Raw genomic sequence first — 14,841 nt, 5'->3', positions numbered from 1 at the left:
ACACTTTGTATAAACAGCTTTTTGTATTTTTTTACAAATTACTTGAAAGTTACGTAACGTCATCTTTTATAATGAAGGGGAAGAGGTGATGGTAGTGATTTCAATACAAGAATTGACGAGAGAAACAGGGGTTACAGTACGTACATTACGTTATTACGATCAAATAGATTTGTTAAAGCCGAGCGGGAAAACAGAAGGTGGGCATCGTTTATATAGTGAAGTTGACGTAATAAGGCTGCAACAAATTTTATTTTTAAAGGAAATGGGATTTTCATTAAAAGAGGCTGCGAATATGTTAGTAAAAGGTGAGCTTAACTTAAAGGATTCTCTTGAAAAACAACTTCGGTTTGTACAGGAAGAACAAAAGAAATTTAATCGAATGGAGCGTGTTTTACAAGCTGTTGTTTATTCGGTAGATGTGGAGGGAGATCTTGATTGGAAAGTTATGTTTGAACTTATTCAGCTTTCGAAACAGTCTCCTCGTATACGTGAAATATTCCAAAATGAAGTGTTTTCAAAGGAAGAACAAAAGTTGCTTCACAATTTGCCGAATATGAGTGAAGAAGATCCGAATGTTTTAGAATGGGTAGATTTATTAAAGCAATTCCGTACTTTTATGAAGGAAGGTAAAGAAGCTGCTAATGATGAGGTACAAGGGGCAACGAAAAAATTAATGCAGAAGTGTTTAGAAATGGCTAATGGTGACGAAGCATTTTTAGATAAGTTATGGGAAGTTAGAAAATCGAAGGAAGATTCACAGAAAATGAGCATGTATCCAATTGAAGAAGAACTTTTAATATATATGGATGAAGCTTTTCGTATTTATGATGAAAAGGAGAAGGATAAATGAGTATACTCGCAGAATATCGTTGGTATTTTTTAATTGGGGCAGAAATTGTATTTTGGTTATCAGCTATCGGTTTCTTTTTACTCCGTTACGGATTCCGTTTGAAAAAGGCGAGCTTTATTATGGGGATTGTACTCCTCGTAAATGAAGTGTTTATTTTAACATTAGGGGTAGTGGACTATTATCAAACAGGAAAGTTCTCTAAATTTCAAATCATTACTGTAATTATTTTATTGTATGCAGTTTTCTACGGGAAAAAGGATTTGAAGAAGCTGGATATATTTGCGCAAAAGCTAGTTGCGAAATGGCGTAATGAACCAGCGCCAATTATGGAAGAGCACATAGAATTAACAGGTATGGCCTATGCGAAGCAGGAAATAAAAAATTGGGTATTACATCTTGTTTTATTCGTTGGTGTGCACATATTCTTTTTCTTCGCGTATGGATTTATTCCGTTTGAACAATGGGGTAATTGGTTAGAATCAGGAATCGTTTTAAATAAAGCTGCAAGCCGTGTGAGCCAAGTGTGGGCGATTATATTTTTAGTTGATACAGCAATTTCATTTTCATATGTTATTTTTCCAAAGAAGGAGAAAGGAAAAGAAAAGCTACTTTCATAGTTGAAAGTAGCTTTTGGGTATACAAATAATTTTTATAGGAGAGGATGACAATAGGAAAAAGAACTAGTTTTATATGTCTATGTCTATGTCTATGTCTATTTCTCTTTAGTTTAGTAGCATGTTCACCATCTAACACTACAATTAATAAGAAGAATGATGCCATTGTAAAGGGAACCAGGATTTCCAATCTAGATAAATTCGAGCAGTTCGTTTGGAATGTGGAACAAGGGAAAGTTGATGAAATAAGAATTGTACAGTATACCGATGAAGGTGACCCGGTTTTTCAAACGTTAGAGCATAGTGGGAAAGATATCCTTTATGTGTTAGATAGTAGACAAGACAAATTTGCTGGTGAGGATAAAAGGTTATATAAAGATAGCTGTAAAAGGATTGTTAAAGAGCAGCGTGAATCACAAACGGCTTATAGGTTAATAGACTGTGTGAATGAAAATGGGCGCAATGGATATGATTTATTATATGTACCTAAAAAATAGAGTTAGTAGAGGAAGGAAGTTTTGACTCCTTCCTTTTTCTATGTGTAGATTGTCGAAAATTTTACCGAATATCTGTTCGTTTTTTTAGGTTTTTTATGGGCGTTCGTGGTAAAATAATAATACAGATTTTTATGAGGAGGTCGGATTTTATTTGGAACATCAATTTGAAATTATATCAGCGTATTCCCCGCAAGGTGATCAGCCGGTAGCTATAGAGAAGCTTGTAGAGGGAATTAATAGTGGAAAGAAAAAGCAAGTGTTGCTTGGAGCGACAGGAACGGGTAAGACATTTACGATTTCAAATGTCATTAAAGAAGTGCAAAAGCCAACACTTGTTATGGCTCACAATAAAACGTTAGCAGGACAGCTATATAGTGAGTTGAAAGACTTTTTCCCGAATAATGCAGTTGAGTATTTTGTTAGTTATTACGATTATTATCAGCCAGAAGCGTATGTACCACAAACAGATACGTTTATTGAAAAGGACGCGCAGATTAATGATGAAATTGATAAATTGCGTCACTCAGCAACGTCTGCATTATTTGAACGGGACGATGTAATTATCGTTGCGAGTGTTTCGTGTATATATGGTTTAGGTTCTCCTGAAGAATACCGTGAGTTAGTTGTTTCACTTCGAGTTGGTATGGAAAAGGACCGCAATCAATTGCTTCGTGAACTTGTTGATGTGCAGTATGGACGTAATGATATTGATTTCAAGCGTGGTACATTCCGTGTGCGCGGAGATGTAGTTGAAATCTTCCCGGCATCACTTGATGAGCATTGTATCCGAATTGAGTTTTTCGGTGATGAAATCGATCGTATTCGCGAAGTAAATGCGTTAACAGGTGAAGTATTAGCAGAACGTGATCATGTAGCAATCTTCCCAGCATCTCACTTCGTTACACGTGAAGAGAAAATGAAGGTCGCTATTGAAAATATCGAAAAAGAATTAGAAGAGCGTTTAAAGGAGTTAAATGATAACGGTAAGTTGTTAGAAGCGCAGCGTATAGAGCAACGTACACGTTATGATTTAGAAATGATGCGCGAGATGGGCTTTTGTTCAGGGATTGAAAACTATTCCCGTCATTTAACACTTCGTCCAGCAGGTGCAACGCCGTATACGTTATTAGATTATTTCCCGAAAGATTTCTTAATCGTTATGGATGAATCGCACGTATCAGTGCCACAAGTAAGAGCGATGTATAACGGTGACCAAGCACGTAAACAAGTGCTTGTGGATCATGGATTCCGTCTGCCATCGGCTCTAGATAATAGACCGCTCATGTTTGATGAGTTTGAAGAAAAAACAAATCAAGTTATTTACGTTTCAGCAACGCCGGGACCGTATGAGTTAGAGCAGTCACCAGAAGTAATAGAACAAATTATTCGTCCAACAGGGCTTTTAGATCCACCAATCGATATACGACCTATTGAAGGTCAAATTGACGATCTATTAGGAGAAATTCAAGATCGTATTGCAAAAAATGAACGTGTACTAATTACGACTTTAACGAAGAAAATGTCAGAGGATTTAACGGATTACTTAAAAGATGTAGGAATTAAAGTGAACTATCTTCACTCTGAAATTAAAACGTTAGAACGTATTGAAATTATTCGTGACCTTCGCCTTGGTAAGTTTGATGTACTTGTCGGTATTAACTTATTACGAGAAGGATTAGATATTCCAGAAGTATCACTTGTAGCTATTTTAGATGCAGATAAGGAAGGGTTCTTGCGTTCAGAACGTTCGTTAATTCAAACGATTGGTCGTGCGGCGCGTAATGAAAACGGCCGCGTTATTATGTACGCAGATCGCATAACGAGATCGATGGGAATTGCAATTGAAGAAACGCAGCGTCGTCGTACTATACAAGAAGCTTACAATGAAGAGCATGGTATCACGCCGAAAACGATTCAAAAAGGCGTTCGTGATGTAATCCGTGCAACGACAGCGGCTGAAGAGACAGAAACATACGAAGCAACTCCTGCTAAGAAAATGACGAAAAAAGAGCGCGAAAAGACAATTGCGAAGATGGAAGCAGAGATGAAAGAAGCAGCAAAAGCGTTAGACTTCGAGCGTGCAGCTGAACTAAGAGATTTACTATTAGAATTAAAAGCGGAAGGGTGAAAAGAGTGAGTAAGAGCAAGGATTTTATCGTTGTAAAAGGTGCTAGAGCACATAACTTAAAAAATATTGATGTAACCATTCCGAGAAATCAGCTTGTTGTTGTAACGGGATTGTCTGGTTCGGGGAAATCATCATTAGCATTTGATACGATTTATGCAGAAGGGCAGCGCAGATATGTAGAATCGTTATCTGCGTATGCGCGCCAGTTTTTAGGACAAATGGATAAGCCGGATGTAGATACGATTGAAGGATTGTCACCAGCGATTTCAATCGATCAAAAAACGACGAGTCGTAATCCACGTTCAACTGTCGGAACAGTGACGGAGATTTATGATTATTTACGTTTATTATTTGCACGAATTGGTACGCCAATTTGTCCGAATCATGGGATTGAAATTACATCACAAACAGTCGAGCAGATGGTAGACCGTGTTCTTGAATATCCTGAGCGTACGAAATTACAAGTGTTAGCGCCTATCGTGTCTGGGCGTAAAGGAGCGCATGTGAAAGTACTTGAAGATATTAAGAAGCAAGGGTATGTTCGTGTACGTGTTGATGGTGAAATGCTTGATGTGTCTGAAGAGATTACGTTAGATAAAAATAAGAAGCATTCCATTGAAGTTGTAATTGACCGTATTGTTGTAAAAGAAGGAATCGCAAGCCGTCTTGCTGATTCACTTGAAAGTGCATTAAAGCTTGGCGGAGGCCGAGTGTTAATCGATGTAATGGGAGAAGAGGAACTTCTATTTAGTGAACATCATGCTTGTCCGCATTGTGGTTTTTCAATCGGAGAATTAGAGCCGCGTATGTTCTCATTCAACAGTCCGTTCGGAGCATGTCCTTCTTGTGATGGACTTGGTTCAAAGCTAGAGGTAGATTTAGAACTTGTTATTCCGAACTGGGATTTATCATTAAATGAACATGCGATTGCTCCATGGGAACCGACAAGCTCACAATATTACCCACAGCTTTTACAATCTGTATGTAATCATTACGGCGTTGATATGGATGTGCCTGTGAAAGATATACCGAAAGATTTATTTGATAAAGTGTTGTACGGAAGCGGTGAAGAGAAAGTTTATTTCCGCTATGTAAATGAATTTGGTCAAGTAAAGGAAAATGAGATTTTATTTGAAGGTGTTATTCCAAATATCGAACGTCGTTATCGTGAAACGAGTTCTGATTATGTCCGTGAGCAAATGGAAAAGTATATGGCAGAGCAAGCTTGTCCGAAGTGTAAAGGTGGACGCTTAAAGCCTGAGAGTTTAGCTGTTTTCGTTGGTGATAAAACGATTGCTGATGTAACGAAGTATTCTGTTCAAGAAGTACAGGAATTCTTCTCGAATGTGGAGCTAACGGAGAAACAACAAAAAATTGCTCATTTAATTTTAAGAGAAATCCAAGAGCGCGTTGGGTTCTTAGTGAACGTCGGTTTAGATTATTTAACGTTAAGTCGTGCCGCAGGAACTTTATCAGGTGGTGAGGCGCAGCGTATTCGTTTAGCGACGCAAATTGGTTCTCGTCTTACTGGCGTACTTTACATTCTTGATGAGCCTTCTATCGGTTTACATCAGCGCGATAACGATCGTCTTATTCGTACGTTGCAAGAAATGCGCGATTTAGGTAATACATTAATCGTTGTTGAGCATGATGAAGATACAATGATGGCTGCTGATTATTTACTTGATATCGGACCGGGTGCAGGTATTCACGGTGGGCAAGTTGTATCGGCAGGGACACCAGCTGAAGTGATGCAAGATGATAATTCGTTAACAGGAAAATATTTAAGCGGTAAAGAGTTTATTCCAGTTCCACTTGAAAGACGTAAAGGTGACGGACGTAAAGTGGAGATTGTCGGCGCAAAAGAGAATAACTTAAAGAATGCAAAAATGTCATTCCCACTCGGTACGTTTGTAGCGGTAACAGGTGTATCTGGATCAGGTAAAAGTACGATGATTAATGAAGTACTATATAAATCGTTAGCGCAAAAGTTATATAAAGCGAAAGCGAAGCCAGGTACTCATAAAGAGATTAAAGGTCTTGAACATTTAGATAAAGTAATTGATATTGATCAATCGCCAATTGGTCGTACACCACGTTCTAATCCAGCGACGTACACAGGTGTATTCGATGATATTCGTGATGTGTTTGCACAAACGAACGAAGCTAAAGTGCGCGGATATCAAAAAGGACGTTTCAGCTTTAACGTAAAAGGTGGCCGTTGTGAAGCGTGCCGTGGAGATGGAATTATTAAAATCGAAATGCATTTCTTACCAGATGTGTATGTTCCGTGTGAAGTTTGTCACGGTAAACGTTACAACCGTGAAACGTTAGAAGTGAAATATAAAGATAAGAATATTTCTGAAGTGTTAGGGATGACAATTGAAGATGGAGTAGAATTCTTCGCCAATATTCCTAAAATTAAGCGTAAACTTCAAACGCTTGTAGATGTTGGGCTTGGTTATATGAAATTAGGTCAACCAGCAACAACATTATCTGGTGGGGAAGCACAGCGTGTGAAATTAGCTTCTGAATTACACCGCCGTTCTACAGGTCGTACGTTATATATTTTAGATGAGCCAACGACTGGTTTACATGCGCATGATATTGCACGTCTTCTAGAAGTGCTGCAACGTCTTGTTGAGAGTGGTGAGACGGTACTTGTAATTGAACATAATTTAGATGTGATTAAAACAGCTGATTATATCGTTGACCTTGGACCAGAAGGCGGGGACAAAGGTGGACAAATCGTCGCTTCGGGAACGCCAGAGCAAGTAGTAAAAGAAGAGCGCTCGTATACTGGTAAGTATTTAAAAGAGATTTTAAATCGTGATAAAGCAAGAATGAAAGAGAAAATAAAAGAAGTAGAGTTATCGCAATAAGTGTATGAATAAAACCGGGTGGAAATGACACTCGGTTTTTATTGTATAGGGGGAGATGATGGAGTTTTTAGATGTGTTGCGAAAGAAGAATATGAAGGTAAGAAAGTTCCAAAAGTGGGGTGTATATTTTCGGAAGCGCTGGGAGAATAACTTTGCAAACCATTTAAGTGATGAAGAAAAAGAAGACATTTTTTTTTACGGAGATAAGTATGTATGTGGATATCTTTGGCACATATTTAGTTATGAGAAAAAGAAGTGCTTAGAAGGAATAGAAGCAGAGAGCGCGTTTCATAATGAAGTGAAAAAGGAGTGCTACATTTTCTACCAACACTGTGATGAGGTACTATTAATAAAGGATGCGAGTTTATTACATCTGGATGATACATTGTGTGAGACAGATGATGCGTATAAAGGTGATATCTATATTGTAGATAAAGATTTCACTTGGACTTTTGTAAAAACTCATGAACATAGATGGTGTGGTCCCTATTTCACAAAGAAATGTTGGTAGGTATACAAGCGTGAAGAGTAGAATAAGTTGGTATAAGTATTTGTATGATACTTGCGTTTATTGTCTATTAGCGTATGATGAAATATATATGTTAAAAGGATGTGTAAGAAAATGAGATGGATTGTATCACTTCTTGTAAATAGCGTTGTGTTAATCGCTGTATCGGGACTTTTAAAAGGGATTGCACCAGACGCGTTTTACGTAGCGAATATACAAACTGCAATTATTGCGAGTATTATTTTGGCTGTTTTAAATGTGTTCGTAAAGCCGTTTTTAATTTTAATTACGCTACCAATTACTGTTGTAACTTTCGGCTTCTTCTTAATTGTTATTAATGCGATTACGTTAAAAATAGCAGATTCATTATTAGGAGATGCTTTTAATATATCAGGATTTGGTGTAGCGATTGTTGCGGCAATTTGTATTTCAATTTTTAATATGATTATTGAAAAGGCAATTGTGGAACCTCTATATGAAAAAAAGAGAAAATGACAAAAAGAAAAACATTTCATTATTCGTATGAAATGTTTTTTTCTATTTATCAGAAACCGTATTTCTTGTTTCCAGAAAAAAATGGTACAATATCCGGTAGAATGGAATTTTACATCAAACGAGACTGAACCCGCAGCGGAGTGGAGGTTTATACATATGCCAAAAGTAAGGACAAAAGATTTAATTGAACAATTTCAATTGGAGTTAATAAGTGGTGAGGAAGGAATTCATCGTCCGATTGATACAAGTGATTTATCACGACCTGGAATTGAAATGGCAGGATTCTTTACATATTATCCAGCTGATCGCGTGCAGCTTCTTGGAAAAACGGAGCTTACGTTCTTTGATACGTTAACGACAGAACAAAAACAAGAGAGAATGAAAGCGCTTTGTACCGAGGAGACGCCATGTATTATTATAACTCGTAATCAAGATGTACCAGATGAGTTATTACAAGCATCACGTGAATCAGGCATGCCTTTATTACGTTCTTCTCAAACGACAACGAGATTATCAAGTCGTTTAACCAATTATTTAGAAGGTAAGCTAGCACCAACAACTGCTGTTCATGGTGTATTAGTGGATATTTACGGTGTTGGTGTTTTAATTACAGGTCAAAGTGGTGTTGGTAAAAGTGAGACAGCTCTTGAACTTGTGAAGCGTGGCCATCGCCTTGTTGCGGATGATAGTGTAGAAATTCGCCAAGAAGATGAAGACACATTAGTAGGAAGCTCACCAGATTTAATTGAGCATTTATTAGAAATTCGTGGTCTAGGTATCATTAACGTTATGACGTTATTCGGTGCAGGGGCAGTGCGAAATTATAAGCGTATTACACTTGTTATTAATCTTGAAATTTGGGATCAAAAGAAAAATTATGATCGCTTAGGTCTTGATGAAGAGAAGATGAAAATTATTGATACAGAACTTACGAAGATTACACTTCCGGTTCGTCCTGGTCGAAACTTGGCTGTTATTATTGAAGTAGCAGCGATGAACTTCCGTTTAAAGCGTATGGGAGTCAATGCAGCACAGCAGTTCTCAGAACGATTAATGAGTGCGATTGAGTTAGGGAATCAGGAGTAAACATTGGAGAGGGAGGTCATACATATGCTGTTAGGTTCTGTACCGCAGCTTGACCGCGTAGCTGTCCAACTTGGGCCGTTTCCTGTTTATTGGTACGGGATTATTATCGGTACAGGTGTGCTATTAGGTCTTTGGCTAGCAACTCGCGAGGGAGAAAGGCTAGGTATTCCAAAAGATACATTTGTTGACCTTGTATTAATTGCAGTACCGATCGCTATTCTATTTGCGAGAATGTATTATGTTATTTTTGAATGGGAATATTACGCGCAAAACCCGAGTCAAATTATTAATATTCGTCAAGGTGGCTTGGCGATTCATGGTGGTTTAATCGGAGCGGTTATTACCGGAATTCTTTTTGCAAAGCGACGCGGGGTTTCATTCTGGAAGTTGGCGGATATTGCTGCGCCAAGTATTTTACTAGGACAAGCAATTGGCCGATGGGGAAACTTTATGAACCAAGAGGCACATGGTGATGAAGTAACGAGACAGTTTTTAGAAGGTCTTCATTTACCAGATTTCATTATTAATCAAATGTATATTGAGGGTGTGTACTATCATCCGACGTTTTTATATGAATCATTATGGAATTTTGTAGGTGTAATTTTACTACTTGCATTAAGAAAAGTGAATTTACGCCGCGGGGAATTATTCTTCACATATTTAATTTGGTATTCAGTAGGACGCTTCTTCGTAGAAGGCTTACGTACAGATAGTTTAATGCTAGGACCACTTCGCATTGCACAAGTAATGTCAATTGGACTTGTTGTTATTTCTATTATTTTCATTATTGTGAGACGAAAAATGGGGCAAGCTGATAAAAGATATTCGGAAAATTAGAGAAAAGTAGCATCTTATTGTAAGATGCTGCTTCTTTCATATTCAGGAAAGCGAAAGGACTAAGGCAATGAGAATAAATACAGTGTTATTTGATTTAGATGGAACTTTAATTAATACAAACGAACTTATTATTTCTTCTTTTTTACATACTTTAAATACATATTATCCAAATCAATATAAGCGTGAAGATGTGTTGCCATTTATCGGTCCATCTTTGCATGATACTTTCAGCAAGATTGATGAAAGTAAGGTTGAAGAGATGATTACAAGCTATCGCGAATTTAACCATGATCATCATGATGAATTAGTAGAAGAATATGAAACTGTATATGAAACAGTTCGAGAGTTGAAGAAGCAAGGTTATAAAGTTGGTATTGTTACAACGAAAGCGAGACAAACCGTTGAGATGGGATTACAGTTGTCAAAGCTTGATGAATTTTTTGATGTTGTCGTGACAATTGATGATGTAGAGCATGTGAAACCACATCCAGAGCCACTTCAAAAAGCGCTTGAATTATTAGATGCAAAACCAGAAGAGGCATTGATGGTTGGGGATAATCATCATGATATTGTCGGTGGTCAAAATGCGGGGACGAAAACAGCTGCGGTTTCATGGACGTTGAAAGGTAGAGCGTATTTAGAAGCTTACAAGCCGGACTTTATGCTAGATAAAATGAGTGATTTGCTACCGATTTTGTCTAATATGAACCGTTCATAAAGGTCCAAGTAAGTTAGTAGAGGAGCGAGCTAAGTGCGACGGACAACGCGCTATCCTGTTTCAGGAGGAAATTCATTATGGAATGTGTATAAAACAGTGTCTTTTTGGAAGGTAATGAAAAACTTTATTATTATCCAAATTGCGCGTTACACGCCATTTTTATCTGTGAAGAATTGGTTGTACCGTACTTTTTTACGGATGAAAGTAGGAAAGAAAACATCATTTGCACTTATGGTAATGCCGGATATTATGTTCCCAGAAAAGATAACTGTGGGAGAGAATTCGATTATTGGTTATAACACAACGCTTTTAGCACATGAATATTTAATTCGTGAATATCGACTTGGGGAAATCATCATTGGAAATGAAGTGATGATTGGAGCGAATGTAACAATATTACCAGGTGTGAAAATTGGAGATGGTGCGACTGTCTCAGCTGGCACACTTGTTCATAGAGATGTACCGAGCGGAGCTTTCGTAGGTGGAAATCCAATGCGTATTATTTATACGAAAGAGCAAATGACCGCAAGAGAAGGTTCATGGTGAAAATGTAACATTTCTCTTCTTTTTTTATGAATAAAAAGGAAATAATTGAGTAGAATATACTGTTTTGTTTTTTACGGAATCGTTTATACTTATAGATAGAAGAATGTGTGAACGAAGAAAACAAAAAACTGGAGGATATATGGGGAAAAATCAAAGAATATATAAGGAGAACGGACAAGTTATCTCTTTTAATCAGCTAGCGGACTTCTTTTATAAAAAAGGGATGAGAGCTTACAAAGGGCAAAAATTGCAAGATGCAATTAAATATTTTCGAAGAGCGGCACAAAGTGAGAAGGAGCCGTTTATTTTATGTCAATTAGCATCAGTATTATCTGAGGCTGGTGAATATCAAGAATCGAATCAAATCTTCTTAAAGTTAGTTAGATCTAATCCAGAACTTGAACAGTGCTATTATTTTATTGCAAATAATTATGCATATATGGGGTTATTTCAACAGGCGAAGAAATATGCGGATCGCTATTTAGAATTTGCAAAAGAGAAGGAATTCGTAGAAGATACATTAGAACTTCTTGAGATTATGGAAGAAGAAGCAATGGGTGCGGAAGAGATTGAAGATGAAGATGATTTAATTGTTATGCAGGAAGAAGCGAATCGTTATATTCGTAATGGACAATTGGAAGAAGCGATTGCTACATTAGAAATTGTTACGAAAGATTATCCGGAATTTTGGTCAGGTCATAATAATTTAGCCATTGCACATTTTCAATCTGGTAATGTAGACAAGGCACTGAAGTTAACAGAAATGATTTTAGAGAAAAATCCTGGTAATATACATGCGCTTTGTAATACGCTTATTTTTCTATATTCAATTGGAGAGCATAAACAAGTAGAAGCGTTAGCGGGACAGCTAGTTTCAGTATATCCGATTTCATTTGAACATCGTTTGAAACTGGGAACCACACTTGCAACGATTGGTTATTTCGAGCATGCATATAAATGGTTCAAATTATTAAAGCGTCAAGGATACGAGGGAGACGTTAGTTTTTATTATTGGTTTGCATATTCTGCTTATATGGTGAAAGATCAGCAACTAGCTGAAAAAATGTGGCAACATGTCGTGGAATTGCACCCTGATAAAAAAGGAAAAGAGCCCTGGAATGCGCTGAATTTAGCAGATGAAGGACAAAGTTTGCTATTTGAAGAATTACGAAAATCATTTCAGCAAAGTGCGACGTTAGAAGAACAAATGCTGGCTTTATATTTAATGAATGAATTGTCAACGCCGGAGAAGGTTGGATTCTTCTTTGATATAACGCAAGCGAAGAACGGTGTTCCCATCGTATCACAACTTGCAAATTACTTCTTTTTACTTAATAGTCATAAGAGTATTCCAGCTGATTTACAACAATTTGAGCAGTGCGTACGAATCGCGGATGCATTATACAATTATACGAAAAAAGATGATGAATTAATTGAAGAGTGTTTACACTTTTGGTTTTGTACGTTCATACGTTTATATACATCTGGAGATATATTTACAAATGTGTACGGCTGGTCAGCTGCGATTGAATACATTGTACGCGGCGAACAAGGAAATAAAATGACACAGTCGGAGCTTGGAGATGTATATAATGTATCTGTAGCGACTGTCCGAAAGTATGTGCAAGCTGTTAAGCGTACGCACACATAAGATAAGCAAATCATTGGGAAAAAAATGATGCTAACAGTATAATGAGGGTAACTTAATTGTGTAGGAATGGATAGGAGTGAATAGTGTGTCAGAAGAAAAAATTTATGATGTCGTTATTATTGGTGCAGGACCAGCTGGTATGACAGCTGCAGTATATACATCTCGTGCAAATTTAAGCACATTAATGCTTGAGCGTGGTATTCCAGGTGGCCAAATGGCAAACACAGAAGATGTAGAAAACTACCCAGGTTATGAGTCTATTTTAGGACCAGACTTATCAAATAAAATGTTTGAGCATGCGAAGAAATTTGGTGCTGAATATGCATACGGTGATGTGAAAGAAGTCATCGATGGTAAAGAATACAAAACAATTATTGCTGGTAAAAAAGAATATAAAGCACGTGCAATTATCGTTGCAAGCGGTGCAGAGTATAAAAAAATTGGTGTACCGGGTGAAACAGAACTTGGCGGCCGTGGTGTATCATATTGTGCAGTATGTGACGGGGCATTCTTTAAAGAAAAAGAACTTATCGTAATTGGCGGCGGAGATTCTGCTGTTGAAGAGGGTGTATTCTTAACGCGCTTTGCATCAAAAGTAACGATTGTTCACCGTCGTGACACGCTTCGTGCACAGAAAATTTTACAAGACCGTGCTTTCCAAAATGAAAAAGTAGATTTCATTTGGAACCATACTATAAAAGAAATCAACGAAGCAAGTGGTAAAGTAGGAAGTGTAACACTTGTCGACGTAAACAGTGGAGAAGAGAAAGAAGTCAAAACTGACGGCGTATTCGTATACATCGGTATGTTACCATTATCAAAACCATTTGTTGAACTAGGTATTACAAATGAAAATGGTTACCTTGAAACGAACGAACGTATGGAAACGAAAATTCCTGGTATTTTTGCAGCTGGTGATGTTCGTGAAAAAATGCTTCGTCAAATTGTAACTGCAACAGGTGACGGTAGTATTGCAGCACAAAGTGCTCAACATTACGTAGAAGAATTATTAGAGGAATTAAAAACTGTATCAGAAAAATAAGGGATAATATACCTTGTGAGAAGAAAGCTACCGACAGGAGCTTTCTTCTTTTTTTGTTTGAAAATGTCAAAATTTTGTCAAAAAATATTAGGATTATAAGCTTTCTTATTGATATACTGGACTTTACGGAAAAAATCACTATAAGAAATGAGGAATTTATTCAGTATGGAATGGCGTAATATATATCGTGGATTTTGTATGGGCGTTAGTGATTTAATTCCTGGTGTGAGCGGCGGTACAATCGCTGTTGTGTTAGGGATTTATGAACAATTGCTTGCGGCAATTAGTGGATTCTTTAGTCGTGAATGGAAAAAACATTTAGGATTTTTAATTCCCCTTGCAGCTGGTGTGGCAGCAGCATTTTTAACGTTAAGTCACGTTATTAAATATTTACTTGCAAATCATTATGAACCGACTCAATTTTTCTTCCTCGGTTTAATTATTAGTATATTACCGATGTTAATGAGAGAAGCTGATGCAAAGTCATCGTTTAAAGGTAAGCACATTGTTTTATTAATAGTTGCAGCAATTCTTGTTGCGATTACAGCTTTCTTTAAACCAGATAAGGCAGCAGATCCAATTACGACGTTAACAATTTTAAATGCAATTGGTTTATTTTTCGCAGGATGGATGGCTAGTATGGCCATGCTGCTTCCTGGGATTAGTGGATCGTTTATTTTATTAATTATTGGTGTGTATCCAACAGCAATTAACGCTTTAACTACACTTAATTTACCTTTAATCGTGGTTATCGGTGCTGGTGTTATGGTCGGATTTGTTGTAAGTAGTAAAGGCATTAGTTTTTTATTAGATCGTTATAAAAGTATGACATTTGCGGCAATTATTGGACTTGTAATCGGTTCGATTGTAATTGTGTTCCCTGGGATTCCGACTGGCGGATTTTCAATTATAAGTTCGATTATTACCTTTATTTTAGGATTTGCGATTGTTACTTATTTCGGTAAGAAATAAAGGCTTTAATCCCCT

The 14,841-nt window shown here is 37.2% G+C and carries 14 protein-coding genes; all 14 read left to right on the top strand.

All coding sequences use genetic code 11. The features are described 5' to 3' along the window. The first annotated feature begins 88 nt into the window (after nt 1–88). The 14 genes from BCG9842_RS25590 to BCG9842_RS25525 all read left to right on the top strand — a co-directional run bounded on the left by BCG9842_RS25590 (nt 89) and on the right by BCG9842_RS25525 (nt 14,826). Nucleotides 89–850 (top strand): MerR family transcriptional regulator, encoded by a 762-nt coding sequence (locus tag BCG9842_RS25590; protein WP_000260349.1) that lies wholly within the window; start codon nt 89–91, stop codon nt 848–850. Then, a complete protein-coding gene (locus BCG9842_RS25585) occupies nt 847–1,467 on the top strand; it encodes a hypothetical protein (RefSeq protein ID WP_000025202.1) in 621 nt (206 codons plus the stop codon). Before BCG9842_RS25590 ends, BCG9842_RS25585 begins: the two co-directional genes overlap by 4 nt. A gap of 44 nt (nt 1,468–1,511) precedes the next feature. Then, nucleotides 1,512–1,961 carry a DUF4362 domain-containing protein gene (locus tag BCG9842_RS25580; protein WP_000151996.1) on the top strand — a complete coding sequence of 150 codons (450 nt, stop codon included), beginning with the start codon at nt 1,512–1,514 and terminating at the stop codon, nt 1,959–1,961. A gap of 151 nt (nt 1,962–2,112) precedes the next feature. Next, nucleotides 2,113–4,089 (top strand): excinuclease ABC subunit B, encoded by a 1,977-nt coding sequence (gene uvrB, locus BCG9842_RS25575; RefSeq protein WP_000400993.1) that lies wholly within the window; start codon nt 2,113–2,115, stop codon nt 4,087–4,089. Between the two features lie 5 nt (nt 4,090–4,094). Further along, the gene (gene uvrA / locus BCG9842_RS25570; RefSeq protein ID WP_000045589.1) at nt 4,095–6,971 is read left to right on the top strand and encodes an excinuclease ABC subunit UvrA; all 2,877 of its coding nucleotides are present in this window, start codon (nt 4,095–4,097) and stop codon (nt 6,969–6,971) included. Between the two features lie 58 nt (nt 6,972–7,029). Further along, nucleotides 7,030–7,482 carry a DUF4275 family protein gene (locus BCG9842_RS25565; protein WP_000394720.1) on the top strand — a complete coding sequence of 151 codons (453 nt, stop codon included), beginning with the start codon at nt 7,030–7,032 and terminating at the stop codon, nt 7,480–7,482. Nucleotides 7,483–7,593: 111 nt separating this feature from the next. Next, nucleotides 7,594–7,974 carry a phage holin family protein gene (locus tag BCG9842_RS25560; RefSeq protein WP_001267308.1) on the top strand — a complete coding sequence of 127 codons (381 nt, stop codon included), beginning with the start codon at nt 7,594–7,596 and terminating at the stop codon, nt 7,972–7,974. A 156-nt stretch (nt 7,975–8,130) separates the two neighbouring features. Continuing rightward, complete coding sequence (gene hprK, locus BCG9842_RS25555; protein WP_001127251.1) at nt 8,131–9,060, top strand: HPr(Ser) kinase/phosphatase; 930 nt, start codon at nt 8,131–8,133, stop codon at nt 9,058–9,060. A gap of 24 nt (nt 9,061–9,084) precedes the next feature. Continuing rightward, a complete protein-coding gene (gene lgt / locus BCG9842_RS25550; protein WP_000924241.1) occupies nt 9,085–9,897 on the top strand; it encodes a prolipoprotein diacylglyceryl transferase in 813 nt (270 codons plus the stop codon). Between the two features lie 67 nt (nt 9,898–9,964). Beyond that, nucleotides 9,965–10,615 carry a pyrophosphatase PpaX gene (gene ppaX, locus BCG9842_RS25545; protein WP_001222403.1) on the top strand — a complete coding sequence of 217 codons (651 nt, stop codon included), beginning with the start codon at nt 9,965–9,967 and terminating at the stop codon, nt 10,613–10,615. A gap of 33 nt (nt 10,616–10,648) precedes the next feature. Then, nucleotides 10,649–11,161: an acyltransferase gene (locus BCG9842_RS25540; protein WP_001255086.1), complete on the top strand. Its 513-nt coding sequence runs from the start codon at nt 10,649–10,651 to the stop codon at nt 11,159–11,161. A 139-nt stretch (nt 11,162–11,300) separates the two neighbouring features. Further along, on the top strand, nt 11,301–12,812 hold the full coding sequence (locus tag BCG9842_RS25535; protein ID WP_000517718.1) for a tetratricopeptide repeat protein: 1,512 nt from the start codon (nt 11,301–11,303) through the stop codon (nt 12,810–12,812). 85 nt (nt 12,813–12,897) lie between these two features. Further along, nucleotides 12,898–13,854: a thioredoxin-disulfide reductase gene (trxB, locus tag BCG9842_RS25530; protein WP_001288077.1), complete on the top strand. Its 957-nt coding sequence runs from the start codon at nt 12,898–12,900 to the stop codon at nt 13,852–13,854. Between the two features lie 165 nt (nt 13,855–14,019). Beyond that, a complete protein-coding gene (locus BCG9842_RS25525; RefSeq protein ID WP_000455196.1) occupies nt 14,020–14,826 on the top strand; it encodes a DUF368 domain-containing protein in 807 nt (268 codons plus the stop codon). The last annotated feature ends 15 nt before the right edge of the window (nt 14,827–14,841 follow it).

The organism is Bacillus cereus G9842, assembly GCF_000021305.1.
Lineage (GTDB): Bacteria > Bacillota > Bacilli > Bacillales > Bacillaceae_G > Bacillus_A > Bacillus_A thuringiensis_S.
The sequence above is the reverse complement of the archived record's forward strand: the minus strand, read 5'-3'. Positions and strand labels throughout refer to the sequence as shown.